Annotated in this window: 9 protein-coding genes; 4 read left to right on the top strand and 5 right to left on the bottom strand. The window is 72.1% G+C overall.

The window, feature by feature from the left end; genetic code table 11:
• Positions 1-8 precede the first annotated feature (8 nt).
• Positions 9-1,022 carry a LacI family DNA-binding transcriptional regulator gene (locus IC607_RS08350; RefSeq protein ID WP_191786864.1) on the top strand — a complete coding sequence of 338 codons (1,014 nt, stop codon included), beginning with the start codon at positions 9-11 and terminating at the stop codon, positions 1,020-1,022.
• A 9-nt stretch (positions 1,023-1,031) separates the two neighbouring features.
• On the opposite strand, the gene IC607_RS08345 is transcribed toward IC607_RS08350, so the two are convergent.
• Positions 1,032-2,417 carry a DNA polymerase IV gene (locus IC607_RS08345; protein WP_191786863.1) on the bottom strand — a complete coding sequence of 462 codons (1,386 nt, stop codon included), beginning with the start codon at positions 2,415-2,417 and terminating at the stop codon, positions 1,032-1,034.
• 71 nt (positions 2,418-2,488) lie between these two features.
• On the opposite strand from IC607_RS08345, the gene IC607_RS08340 reads away from it, so the two are divergent.
• On the top strand, positions 2,489-3,157 hold the full coding sequence (locus tag IC607_RS08340) for a hypothetical protein (protein ID WP_191786862.1): 669 nt from the start codon (positions 2,489-2,491) through the stop codon (positions 3,155-3,157).
• Here IC607_RS08340 and IC607_RS08335 read toward each other — a convergent pair.
• From IC607_RS08335 to IC607_RS08320, 4 genes are all read right to left on the bottom strand, one after another.
• On the bottom strand, positions 3,150-3,773 hold the full coding sequence (locus IC607_RS08335) for a uridine kinase (RefSeq protein WP_191786861.1): 624 nt from the start codon (positions 3,771-3,773) through the stop codon (positions 3,150-3,152). The two genes, IC607_RS08340 and IC607_RS08335, sit on opposite strands and share 8 nt — an antisense overlap.
• A gap of 2 nt (positions 3,774-3,775) precedes the next feature.
• Positions 3,776-6,148, bottom strand: a complete 2,373-nt coding sequence (locus IC607_RS08330; RefSeq protein WP_191786860.1) for an excinuclease ABC subunit UvrA — start codon at positions 6,146-6,148, stop codon at positions 3,776-3,778.
• 162 nt (positions 6,149-6,310) lie between these two features.
• Positions 6,311-9,187, bottom strand: a complete 2,877-nt coding sequence (locus tag IC607_RS08325) for a discoidin domain-containing protein (RefSeq protein WP_370526090.1) — start codon at positions 9,185-9,187, stop codon at positions 6,311-6,313.
• Positions 9,188-9,343: 156 nt separating this feature from the next.
• On the bottom strand, positions 9,344-10,099 hold the full coding sequence (locus IC607_RS08320) for a fructosamine kinase family protein (RefSeq protein WP_191786859.1): 756 nt from the start codon (positions 10,097-10,099) through the stop codon (positions 9,344-9,346).
• Between the two features lie 133 nt (positions 10,100-10,232).
• Between IC607_RS08320 and ald the strand changes: the two genes are divergently transcribed.
• Positions 10,233-11,351, top strand: a complete 1,119-nt coding sequence (ald, locus tag IC607_RS08315) for an alanine dehydrogenase (RefSeq protein ID WP_191786858.1) — start codon at positions 10,233-10,235, stop codon at positions 11,349-11,351.
• 46 nt (positions 11,352-11,397) lie between these two features.
• Positions 11,398-13,458 (top strand): M3 family metallopeptidase, encoded by a 2,061-nt coding sequence (locus IC607_RS08310; RefSeq protein WP_370526088.1) that lies wholly within the window; start codon positions 11,398-11,400, stop codon positions 13,456-13,458.
• Positions 13,459-13,470: the final 12 nt, after the last annotated feature.

Raw genomic sequence — 13,470 nt, 5'->3', positions numbered from 1 at the left:
GGAGCGCGATGAGCACGACCGACGTCCCCCGGTCCGCCGTACCGATGCCCACGCTCGCGGACGTCGCGCAGGCGGCGGGCGTCAGCCTCAAGACTGCCTCGCGCGCGCTCAACGGCGAGAAGAACGTCGCCGAGGCGACCCGCTCGAGGGTCGCGGGAGCGGCGGACGTGCTCGGTTTCCGGCTGAACCCGGCCGCGAGCATGCTCAAGCGCGGGATCTCGACGACGGCCGTCGGCATGATCACCGGCGACCTGACCAACCCCTTCTACTCGGCGCTCGCCCAGGGCGTCGAGCGGGAGGTCCGCGGCTGCGGGGGCCATCTCACCCTGGCGAGCTCCGACGAGGACCCGCAGGTCGAGCGCGAGCTGGTCGACGAGCTCTACGCCCGACGGGTCCGCGGCGTGGTCATCGCCTCGACGTGCGCGTCGCACGAGAACCTGCGGCTGCTGGTCGAGCGGGGGATCGCGGTGGTCTTCGTCGACCGGCCACCGGTGGGTGTGGACGCCGACGCGTTCGTGCTCGACAACCACGGCGGCGCGTTCGCGGCCACGCGGCACCTGCTCGCCGCCGGCCATCGCCGGATCGCCTTCGTCGGCGACTACGGCCGGCTGTCCACGCACCAGGAGAGGCGCCGCGGGTACGAGGACGCGCTTGCCGTCGACGGGCTCGAGCCCGTGGTGCGGCTCGGCTCGCACGACGTGGACTCCAGCCGTGACGCGGTGCTCGCCCTGCTCGACGGCCCCGACGCCCCGACGGCACTGGTCGCGGGGAACAACCGCATCGCGGTGGGCGCCGTGCAGGCCATCGCTGAGCGCGGCGCACGCACCGCGCTGGTCGGCTTCGACGACTTCGAGCTCGCCGACGTCCTGGGCGTCACGACCGTCTCGCACGACCCGGCCGAGATGGGGCGGCTCGCCGCCCGTCGCCTCCTGTGCCTGGACGAGGCCCCGTCCGGCGAGCGCACGGTGGTGCTGCCGACGACGATCGTCGCGCGTGGATCGGGTGAACGCGCGCCTGCCTGAGCGGCGCGCTCAGACACGCTCCCACGGCGCGGCGAGCACCAAGGGGTCGGCGTCGAGGTCCAGGACCTGCGATCGCGCCGGCGCCGAGCCGGCCGTCTCGAACCGGACCGTTGCGGTGCGTCCCCGCACGTGCACGACCCAGCCGAGGCCACGTTCGGCGTGCTCGACGTCGAGACCCGGACGGGCGTTGTGCTCGTCCAGCAGGCGACCGAACTGCGGTGTGCGCGCGGTGTCGAGGTTCTGCTCGGCCGGCTGGTCGTCGGGCTGGGCCTCGGGCTCGTCGACGACGAGGTGGTCCGGTTCGTCGTCCCAGGGGAACGTGAGCTGGGCGTGCGCGGACAGGTTGTGGAACGAGACGCCGAGCAGTCGGACCGCGTCGGTGATGCCGGCGGCGCGGGCAGCCTGCTGCGCGGCGGCGCGCAGCAGGCTCGGGTCGGCGCTGGGCTGGGGGAGCGTGACCGAGCGCGTGACCGTGGTGAAGTCGGTGAAACGGACCTTGGCGACGACGGTCCGCGCGCCGCCGCCGTGCGCGGTGAGCCGGCGCAGCGCCTCGTCGGCCACGGCCTCGACCGCGGACGTGATGGCGTCGGCGCCGAAGATGTCGGCGCCGAACGTCCGCTCCGCGCCCACGGACTTGCGCTCCCCGCCCGGTGCGACCGGTCGCGGGTCGAAGCCGCGTGCGAGCCGGAACAGGTTCGTCCCTGCGGACTCGCCGATCGTCATGGTCAGGACGTCGAGCGGTTGCCGGCGCAGGTCGGCCACCGTGCGCACGTCGAGGCGTTCGAGCGCGGCCATGGTGGCCGGCCCGATGCCGGGCACGGCCCGCGCAGAGAGGGGGAGCAGGAAGTCGTCCTCGTCCTGTGGTGGCACCAGCAAGAGCCCGTCGGGCTTGCCCGCGTCGGAGGCGAGCTTGGCGATCAGCTTGGTCCGCCCCAGGCCGACCGAGACGGCGAGGCCGGTGCGTTCCCGGATGCGCGCCCGGACGCCCGCGGCGGCGCGTTCCGGGTCGTCGCCGTACGGCCCCGCGTCCAGGTCGACGTACGCCTCGTCGATGCTGACCTGCTCGATCAGCTCGGACAGCCCGGCCAGCTCGACCATGATGAGCTGCGAGGCCGCGCTGTACGCGCCGAACCGCGGGTACAGGACGGCGGCGGCCGGGACGAGGCGTCGCGCACGGCTCATGGACATCGCGGAGTGCGCACCCGCCCGGCGCGCCTCGTAGGACGCCGTCGACACGACGCCACGCGGCCCCGTCCCGCCGACGAGCACGGGCTTGCCGCGCAGCGACGGCTTGTCGCGCTGCTCGACGGCGGCGAAGAACGAGTCGGCGTCGGCGTGCAGCACCGTTGCGCGGCTGCGCAGCCGCGACGCGTCGGTCAGCCGCTCGACATCCACGCCCCTACTCTGCCTGGTGGTTCGGACAGCTCGTGCTCCGGACACGTCGTGACCTGATCTACGGTGAGCCGGTGAGCACCGAGCCGCGCCGCGTCCGGGCACCGCGCGCGCCGGCCCCGTCGTGGTGGTCGCCGTGGATCCTGCTGGGTCGCGTGCTGCTGGTCGTCGGACCTGCGCTGGTGGTGCTCTGCCGCCTGACCGAGTCGTGGTGGGGCAGCGCTCCGCTCGACGAGGGTGGACTGTCGACGCACCCGATTCCGGGGGCCGCGTTCCTCGCGTCGGTCGCGCTCGCGGCCGCGTGGCCGTTCCTGCTCCTGCCGATCGGTTCCCCGCGGTGGTCCGTGATCGACGACGGCGTGCTGGTGGCGCCGACCGTCCTGGGCACCCGGTGCGTCGAGCTGCACGAGCTGGTGCGCGCCGGCGGGTTCCGCGTCCTCGGACGCGGCGGGGACCTGTTCGTCCTCCGGCTGCGCGACGCGGACGGTCACTGGGTCCTGCTCACACGCTCGGGGCAGGACGACGTGCCGGAGGCGGTGCGGTCCGCGGTCCTCGCGCTGCACCGCGTGCACCCGGAGGCGGTCTCGCCGCGACTTCGTGCGCGGATGCGTCTGGCGCCTGTGCCGCCCTGGCCCCAGCGGGTCGCACGGACCCTGGTGACGTGCGCGGGGTTCCTCGCCTACATCGGTGCGTTCTTCGTCGTGCTCGGACTCCTGATGACGGTCTCCGGTCAGCTCACGTGACGATCGCGGGGTGGCGCGGATCGTCGACACGCGCCACGAGGTCGGCGGTGCGCGTCGGGTCGGCGCGCTCCTCGTAGAGCGCGTATGCCTCCAGGGTCCAGTGCTCGTCGGCCGGGGTGCGGCGGGCGAGCGTGTCGGCCCGCGTCGTCAGGTGGACGGACAGGTCGACGGGCAGTCCTCGACCCAGCAGCATCGACCCGTCGAGTACCAGCACGGCATCGGGTGCCGCGTCGAGGTACCGCGCCCGGGTGGCGCGATCATTGACGGCGTCCCAGAGCGTCGGCAGGTACAGGCCGACACCGTCCGGACCCAGCGGCCGCAGCACCTCGCGGTCGAGCGCCCGCTCGTCGAGCCAGTCCTCGAGGTACGCCAGCGCGTCGTGGCGTCCGTGCTCGAGGCGCACGGACGCGGGGCGCAGGAAGTCGCCGGCCGAGACGCGGACCACCGGCCGACCGGCGGCCCGCAACGGCTCGACGAAGGCATCCGCCAACGCGCCCGGGTCGGTCGCCGGTGCGCCGTCGACGAGGACGCGGACGCGCTCGTGGCGCGGCCGGCGCAGGACCTCGGCGACGACGTGCTCGACCAGCCCGGCCGGGGTCAGCGGGACGACCTGCACGGTCAGGCGCCCACGTAGGCCGCCAGGTGCTGCCCGGTGAGCGTGGAGCGGTCGGCGACGAGCTGCGCGGGCGTGCCCTCGAACACGACGCGACCGCCGTCGTGGCCGGCGCCAGGACCCAGGTCGATGATCCAGTCGGCGTGCGCCATGACCGCCTGGTGGTGCTCGATGACGACAACGGACTTGCCCGCGTCCACGAGCCGGTCGAGGAGGCCGAGCAGCTGCTCGACGTCCGCCAGGTGCAGACCGGTCGTCGGCTCGTCGAGCACGTACGTGCCGCCCTTGTCGCCCATGTGCGTGGCGAGCTTGAGGCGCTGGCGCTCCCCGCCGGACAGCGTCGGCAGCGGTTGGCCGAGCCGCACGTACCCGAGCCCGACCTCGGACAGGTGCGTCAGGACCTTGTGTGCGGCGGGTGTCTTCGCCTCGCCGTCGGCGAAGAACGCGACCGCGTCGTCGACGGGCAGGTCGAGGACCTCGGCGATGTTCAGCCCTCCGAGCCGGTACTCGAGGACCGCGTCCTGGAAGCGGCGGCCCTCGCAGCTCTCGCAGACGGAGGCGACCCCGGCCATCATCGCGAGGTCGGTGTAGATCACCCCGGCGCCGTTGCACGTGGGGCACGCGCCCTCGGAGTTGGCACTGAAGAGTGCGGGCTTGACGCCGTTGGCCTTGGCAAACGCCTTGCGGACCGGCTCGAGCAGTCCGGTGTACGTCGCGGGGTTGCTGCGCCGGGAGCCGCGGATGGCCGACTGGTCGACGGAGATCACGCCGTCACCCTTCGCCACCGAGCCGTGGATCAGCGAGCTCTTGCCCGATCCCGCGACGCCCGTGACCACGACGAGCACGCCGAGCGGGACGTCCACGTCCACGTCCTGCAGGTTGTGCGCGTCGGCCCCGCGCACCTCGAGCACGCCCGTCCGCGTGCGGACCGACGGCTTGAGCGTCGCTCGGTCGTCGAGGTGGCGCCCTGTGAGGGTGTCGCTCGCCCGCAGCTCGTCGACCGTCCCTTCGAACACGACGTGCCCGCCGGCCGTGCCTGCACCGGGGCCGAGGTCCACGACGTGCTCGCCGATCGCGATCGTCTCCGGCTTGTGCTCGATGACGAGCACCGTGTTGCCCTTGTCGCGCAGCTGCAGCAGCAGGCCGTTCATGCGCTCGATGTCGTGCGGGTGCAGGCCGATCGTCGGCTCGTCGAACACGTACGTGATGTCGGTGAGCGCCGAGCCCAGGTGCCGGATCATCTTGACGCGCTGGGACTCGCCGCCGGACAACGTGCCCGACGGGCGGTCCAGGCTCAGGTAGCCGAGCCCGATCTCGACGAACGAGTCGAGCACCTGGCGCAGGTTGGCGAGCAGCGGCGCGACGGACTGGTCGGACAGGCCGCCCACCCACTGGGCCAGGTCGCTGATCTGCATGGAGCACGCCTCGGCGATGTTGACGCCGTCGATCCGCGACGACCGCGCACCCTCGTTCAGGCGGGTCCCGTCGCACTCGGGGCAGGTCGAGAACGTGATCACCCGGTCGACGAACGCGCGGATGTGCGGCTGCATCGACTCGCGGTCCTTGGACAGCATCGACTTGGTGATCTTGGGGATCAGGCCCTCGTACGTGACGTTGATGCCCTCGACCTTGATCTTGGTGGGCTCCTTGCGCAGCAGGGCGTCGAGCTCACGCTTCGTGAACTCGCGGATCGGCTTGTCCGCGTCGAAGAACCCGCAACCGCGGAAGATGCGCCCGTACCAGCCGTCCATGCTGTAACCCGGGATGCGTAGCGCGCCGTCGTTGATCGACAGTCGGTCGTCGTACAGCTCGGTCAGGTCGAAGTCCTGGACGGCTCCCGTGCCCTCGCAGCGCGGGCACATGCCGCCCGTGACGGTGAAGCTGCGCCGCTCCTTCGTCGTCCCGCCGGCCTTCTCGATCGTGACGGCACCCGCACCGCTGATCGAGGCGACGTTGAACGAGAACGCCTGCGCCGAGCCGATGTGCGGCTGCCCCAGGCGGCTGAACAGGATGCGCAGCATGGCGTTGGCGTCCGTGACGGTCCCGACGGTCGAGCGCGGGTTGCTGCCCATCCGCTCCTGGTCCACCACGATGGCCGTCGTCAGGCCCTCCAGGACGTCGACGTCGGGGCGGTTCTGCGACGGCATGAACGCCTGCAGGAACGCGCTGTACGTCTCGTTGATCAGGCGCTGCGACTCCGCGGCGATCGTGCCGAACACCAGCGAGCTCTTGCCCGACCCGGAGACGCCGGTGAACACCGTGACGCGGCGCTTCGGGATCTCGAGCGTGACGTCCTGCAGGTTGTTCTCGCGGGCACCCCGCACCCGGATCACGTCGTGCGCGTCGGCCGTCGGGTCGGTGCGGGGGGTGGGGCTCATCGGTGCTCCATCTGCGAGGCGTCGTCGTCCGGGTGTCGATCCTGGCAGACGGCACCCACACGACCGTAGGCGCCGGGCCGCGCCGGCGCCTACGGTCCTGGGCGCACGGCAGGACCGCCCCGGATGGGACGGCCCTGCCGCTGGATCTGCCGGTCGCCGGCGTCAGCCCGAGTACACCTCGTACTCGGACAGCTGGCCGGCGGGCCAGCCCGTGTTGCCCGTGAACGTCAGGCGCACGTAGCGCTTGGACGACGGCGTCACCGCGATGGTCACGGTGTTGCCCGACGACGGGTTGAACGTGTAGCCCGCCGACGCCTTGAGCGTGCTCCACGTGGCGTTGTCCGTGCTGCCCAGCACGGACAGGGTCTGCGTCCGGGTGGCCCACGCCGCAGCAGGCGGGAGCTTGAGCACGATGCGTCCCACCGTCTGGGCGGCACCCAGGTCGACGGTCAGCGTCTGCGGGAACGCGTTGTTGGGGCTCTCCCAGTACGTGTTCGCATTCCCGTCGACGACGTTGGACGCCACGTACACGTCCGCGTTGGCGCCGCTCACCTGCTTGCCCGCCGCCAGGTTCACCGTGGCAGGCGTGGTCGGGGTCGTCGTCGGGGTCGTCGTCGGCGTGGGCGTCGGGGTGGGCGTCGCCGTGCTGCCCGTGCCGTACACCTCGAGCGACGAGAGCTGCCCGGCAGGCCAGCCCGTGTTGGCCGTGACCGTCGCCCGGACGTAGCGGGCGTTCCCGCTGACGGGGATGACGACCCGGTTGCTCGACGCGGGGTCGAACGAGTACGACTTCGACGCCGCGAGGGTGCTCCACGACGACCCGTCCGTGGACCCCTGCAGCGTCAGCGTCTGGTTGCGCTGACCCCACGACGAGGGCAGTGCGAGCTCGACGCGCTGGACCGACGCCGTGGCGCACAGGTCCACGGTCACCGACTGCGGGAACGCGTTGTTGGCGCTCTCCCAGTAGGTGTTCGCGTTGCCGTCGACCACGTTGCCTGCGCCGTAGCTCTGCGTGGTGCTCGTCGCCGTGGCGCTCTTGCCCCGGGCCAGGTCACCGGTGCCGACCGTGCAGGCCGGCTGGGTCGGCGTGACGGTGGGCGTCGGGGTGGGGGTGGGCGTCGCCGGCGGGGTCGTCGGCGTCGTCGTCGGGCTGCCCGTGGGGTTGGTGATGCCGCCCGGGTAGACGGGCGTCGGCCACGGTCCGCAATACGACGGGTCCGCGTAGAACCCGAAGTTCCCGCTGCCCACCAGGTTGATCCCGGTGTTCACCGAGCCCTGGCAGGAGTACAGCGGGTTGGAGTACCCGATGTTCTTGGCCACCACGTTCTCGAAGTTCGCGACGAAGGCGGCCTGCGCCTGGATCGCGAAGGTGCCCGCACCGTCGATGAGGACGTTCTTGAAGTTCACCGTCTTGGTGGAGCCCTCGATGAACATGATCGCGGCGTAGGAGCTGTCCAGGATGTTCGCGTCGGTCACGTTGATCGTCGCGTTCATGGGTTCGTTGAGTGCGGAGAACCACAGGGCCCCGACGCCGAACTGCCAGTTGTAGTCGGAGTTGCCCGCCCGGATGAACGTGTCGCGGGCCACCGTGATGGTCCCGCCGATCGCCGCGGCGCCCTGGACGCCCGGGTAGCGGTTGGCGATGTGGATGCCGCCACCGTTGCTGATGGTGTCGGCCACGACGTTGTCGCTGACGGTGATGTCCGTGCCGCCGTAGATCGCGATGTTGTTGGCGAGGATCGGCAGGATGACCGTGTTGAACGTGAACGAGTTGTTCCGCTCGGGCGACTCGGCCCACTCGGCGATGCCGTCGTCGCCCGTGTTCCGGATGAAGTTGTTGGTCGCCACCGAGTTGGTGACGCCCTGGTGGAAGTTGATGCCGTCGGCCGTCTGGTCCAGGATCCGGCTGTTCTTGATGGTCAGCTTGTCCATCGGGCCGTCCATCCAGGCGCCCACCTTGGTGTGCTGCATCCACACCGAGTCGATGGTCGAGCTGCTCATCGCCCCGCCGAACGCGTTGACCTGGTCGTTGTCGTTGCGCTCCTTGACCTCGCCGAGCACCGCCAGGTTGCTGACGGTGACGTTGGTGCTGGGACCGCCCTGGTTGACGTACTTGCCGTAGATGCCGACGCCCGCGCCGGTCAGCTCGGAGTACCACTGTCCGGCGCCGGTGAGCGTGACCTTGTCGACGATCAGGTGGCTGGTCACCTTGAACCGGCCCTGAGGGACGTAGACGGCCTTGCCCTGCGACGAGCCGGCGTTGATGGCGTTCTGGATCGCCTGCGTCGCGTCGGCGGCGCCCGTCGGGTCGGCGCCGAAGTCCGTGACGACGTTGAGCGAGCCGCTGGGTTGCCCGATGGCTGCCGCGACCTGCTCGAAGTCGGCGAGGTCGACGGTGAACGTGGGCGACTGGGCGGTCGATGACACCTGGAAGCGCACCTTGGTGCCCGCCGCCAGCGTCGAGCCGAACATCATCCGCGCCTCGTCGTAGAAGTGGTGCGGGTTGGTGTCGCCTGGGTTGTTGTTGAACGGGTACCCGCCGTAGTACCAGCCGTACCGCGAGGTGACGGGCAGGTCCTTGACCTTGGTGCCGTTGACGAGCACCGCGGCGGTCGCGTCGCGGCCCGTGCCGGCGGCGTTGTCCGGCAGCGAGTAGCGGAAGTCGACCGAGTTGGCCGGCTTGGTCAGCGTGAACTCGACGTACTCGCCGACGGCGTCGAGCGTGACGGCCCGGCGGCCGGAGGCCTCCGACGGGAGAGTCCCGTACAGGCGGTTGGGGCCGATGATCGTCCCGTTCGTGGCGGCGTCCTCGGCCTCCTGCTCGACGAAGGGGACGGTCGCACCCCGGCCGGGGATGCCGACGGGGGACAGGGACAGGGGAGCGGCGGCGTGCGCAGGGCTGGCGCCGGACGTGATCGCGACGAGCGCGGTCCCGACGAGCGCCGCGGCGGCGACCGCAGCCGCCGCTGCGCGCAGCGGGCGGGTTCCGGGGGATCCGGCAGGGGTGTGCAGGGGGATGGCAGGGCCGTGTCGACTCACGGTGCGGACCTCTCTGTCCGACGTGCCACCTCACCGTCGTCGGTGAGGGAGCGAGTGAGGCCAGGCGCGCGGCGCGCGTCCGGGGTGCGGCCATCACCGTACATATCCGTACATTGCTGCGCAAGATGTGAACAACAAGACGAAAGGACGATGAGGTCAGCGCGTGGCTTCCGCGACGAGGTGCTTGACCTGAGAGACGTAGGACCCGCCGAAGAGCAGGGCGTGCACGCCCACGGGGTAGATCTGGTGGAGCCCGATGCGGTGCCGCCACCCACGTCGCAGCGGCTTGCGCTCGTCGTAGGCCGTCAGGACGTCGTCGAGGTACGGCAGTCCGAACAGCGCGAGCATCGCCAGGTCGGTCTCGCGATGACCGCCGTGGGCCGCTGGGTCGATGAGCGTCGCGCCGGCGGCCGTCCACACCACGTTCCCGGACCACAGGTCGCCGTGCAGCCGGGCGGGTGGCTCGTCGTCGTCGAACGTCCCGGCCCGCAACCGCGTGACGAGCTCATCCATGCCCGGCACGTCGATGCCGGCGGCGTCCAGGTCGCGTGCGAGCGGTTCGATCCGGCACGCCGCCTGGAACTCGCCCCATCGCGCGTAGCTCCCGCTGACCAGGGGCAGGGGATGGTCGAGCGGGCCGAAGAACCCGTCACCGCCCCAGTCCGGTGGCGAGCAACCGAAGGCCTCGGCGCCCGCCGCGTGCATCGTCGCGAGCCCGGCGCCGAACGCGCGTGCCGACGTCCGGGTGGGCGGCACGCTCTCGAGCCGTTCCAGGTCCAGGCGCGCCTCGTCGACGTCGAGGACGCGGACGACGGGGACGCCGCGTGCCTCCGCGAGCCAGCGCAGCCCGGCTGCTTCGCACCGGAAGAACCCCGCGGGCGCGCCCGAGCGTGACTTCCGGAACACGGCCATCGTTCGATCCTGCGCCTTCTCACCGCCACCGCACCACCGAGCGTCCGAGGAAATGGTCGCTATGACGACCCGATGCTCGGACGTCGCGGGTTGTCGGGCGGCGCGCGGGCGGCCGCGGCGCGATGCTGGGGCCATGACGAGCATCGGTGTCCCGCGCGAGATCAAGAACCGTGAGTACCGCGTGGCGCTGACGCCCGCGGGCGCGCACCACCTGACGCAGGCGGGACACGACGTGCTCGTCGAGGCGGGAGCCGGGCTCGGGTCCGCGATCGCCGACGACGAGTACGTGGCGGCCGGCGCGCGCATCGCCGACACCGCCGAGCAGGTGTGGGGCGAGGCGGACGTCGTCTGCAAGGTCAAGGAACCGGTCGGCCCGGAGCACGCGTTGCTGCGCGCCGACCAGGTGCTGTTCACCTACCTGCACCTGGCCGCCGACCGGGCGACGACCGACGCGATCCTGGCCGCCGGCACCACCGCGATCGCGTACGAGACGGTGCGCTCCGCCGACGGCTCGTTGCCCCTGCTCGCTCCGATGAGCGAGGTCGCCGGCCGCCTGTCCACCCAGGTCGCCGCCTACCACCTGATGCGCAACGAGGGTGGCGCCGGGGTCCTGCTCGGCGGTGTCCCGGGCGTGGACGCCGCACGTGTCGTCGTCCTCGGCGCGGGCGTCGTCGGACGGCACGCGGCCGAGATCGCCGTCGGCATGCGCGCCGACGTCACGATGCTCGATCTGTCGATGCCGCGACTGCGCGAGATCGACGTCGCGTTCGGCGGGCGCGTGCGCACCCTCGCGTCCAACGCCTGGACCCTGGCCAGGGAGGCGGAGCTGGCGGACGTCGTCATCGGTGCGGTGCTCGTCCCGGGCGCCCGCGCGCCACGTTTGGTGACCGACGAGCTCGTCGCCCGCATGCGCCCCGGCTCGGTGCTCGTCGACGTGGCCGTCGACCAGGGCGGCTGCTTCGAGTCGACCCATCCCACCACCCACGACGAACCGACGTTCCGCGTCCACGACGCGCTCTTCTACTGCGTCGCCAACATGCCCGGCGCCGTGCCCGTGACCTCCACCCGCGCCCTGACCAACGTGACGCTGCCCTACCTGTCCGCGCTCGCGGACCTGGGGTGGCGCGCGGCCCTGACGGCGGACCCCGCGCTCGCGGGAGGGCTCACGGCCCACGCCGGGACCTTGACCAACGAGGCCGTCGCCGCGGCCCACGGCTACGGGTGGACGGACCCGGCGGTCGTGCTGGGCTGAGCGTGCCACCGGTCGATCCGGGGCGGAGTACGTGATGATGGCGCGCATGGCCGACGCACTCGACGCCGACAACCCGTTCGCCACGCCGTCCGCGCTGCCGTACGGCCTGCCGGACTTCGCGCAGATCCGCGAGGAGCACCACCCGCCCGCGCTGCTGGCCGGCATGGCCGAGCACCGGGCCGAGGTCGAGGCGATCGCGACCGACCCGGCGCCGGCGACCGTCGAGAACACCCTCGTCGCCCTGGAACGCGCGGGCCGCCTCCTGCACCGCGTGGTGCTCGCGTTCTTCAACCAGGTCAGCGCCGACGCGACGCCCGCGCTCGAGGCCGTCGAGGCTGAGGTCGCGCCCCTGCTCGCCGCCCACCGGGACGCCATCTACCTGGACGTGCGCCTCTTCGCGCGGCTGGAGGCGCTGCCCAGCGACGGGCTGGATCCCGACACCGCGTGGCTCCTGCATCGCACCCGCACGGCGTTCACGCGGGCGGGCGTCGGTCTCGACGCAGCCGACCAGCAGCGCCTGCGCGACCTCAACACGCAGATCACCACGCTCGAGACGACCTTCGGGCGCGATCTGCTCGCCGCGCAGAACGACGCGGCCGTGCTCGTCACCGACGAGGACCAGCTCGACGGGTTCCCCGCCGACGCCCGTGCGGCCGCCGCCCGTGCCGCCGCGGATCGGGGGCTGACGGGCTGGCTCGTCGAGCTCCAGCTCCCCACCAAGCAGTCGGCACTCGCGATGGCCCGCGACCGGGACCTGCGGCGACGCATCTTCGCGGCCTCGGTCCGGCGCGGCGACGGCGGCGACCACGACACACGTCCGACGCTGCTGGCGCTCGCACGCCTGCGCGCCGAACGTGCCCAGCTGCTCGGCTACGAGCACCACGCCGCCTACGTCGCGAGCGACGCCACGGCCGGGTCCGCGCTCGCGGTCGTCGACCTGCTCACCAGGCTCGCGCCCGCAGCCGTCGCGAACGCGCGCGACGAGGCGAGGGACCTGGCGACCGCGCTCGAGCGCGACGTCCCCGGCGGCGTCCTGGAACCGTGGGACTGGGCCTTCTACGCCGAGCGCGTGCGGGCGCAGCGCCGCGCGCTCGACGATTCCGAGCTGCGCCCCTACCTCGAGCTGGACCGCGTCCTGGCGGACGGCGTCTTCCGTGCCGCCAACGCCCTGTACGGCGTCACGTTCGCGCAGCGCCACGACCTGGTCGGCTACCACCCGGACGTGCGCGTGTTCGAGGTGTTCGACGCCGACGGGAGCGGGCTCGGCCTGTTCCTCGGCGACTTCTGGACGCGGGCCGGCAAGCGCGGCGGGGCGTGGATGAACACGCTCGTCGACCAGTCCACCCTGCTGGGTGAACGACCGGTCGTCGTCAACAACCTCAACCTGCCCAAGCCGCCCGACGGCGAGCCGACGCTGCTGACCTGGGACGAGGTCATCACGCTCTTCCACGAGTTCGGTCACGCCTTGCACGGGCTGTTCTCGGACGTCCGCTACCCGTCGCAGTCGGGCACGCAGGTGCCGCGGGACTTCGTCGAGTACCCGTCGCAGGTCAACGAGATGTGGGCCTGGGAGCCGACGATCCTGCAGGCGTACGCGCGCCACCACGAGACCGGCGACCCGATGCCCCGGGAGTGGGCCGAGACCCTGCTCGCGGCCCGCCAGGACGGCGAGGGCTTCGCGACGACCGAGTACCTGGCCGCCGCCCTGCTCGACCAGGCGTGGTACCGCCTGGACCCGCAGGACGTCCCCACCGACCCGGACCAGGTGACCGCGTTCGAGGCCGCGTCGCTCGAGGCCGCCGGCGTCGCGCTGGCCCAGGTCCCGCCGCGGTACCGGACCACCTACTTCAACCACGTGTTCGGCGGTGGGTACGCCGCCGCGTACTACTCCTACATCTGGTCGGAGGTGCTCGACGCCGACACCGTGACGTGGTTCGAGGAGAACGGCGGTCTGACGCGCGCCAGCGGCGACCGGTTCCGGGCCGCGGTGCTCTCGCGCGGCGGCTCGATGGACCCGATGGCCGCGTTCCGCGACCTGCGCGGCCGCGACCCGCAGATCGCCCCGCTGCTCGCTCGTCGCGGCCTCCGCGATGAGAGGCGTATCTAGGGCGTTTCTCCC

This window comes from Cellulomonas sp. JH27-2 (assembly GCF_014837175.1).
Lineage (GTDB): Bacteria > Actinomycetota > Actinomycetes > Actinomycetales > Cellulomonadaceae > Cellulomonas.
The sequence above is the reverse complement of the archived record's forward strand: the minus strand, read 5'-3'. Positions and strand labels throughout refer to the sequence as shown.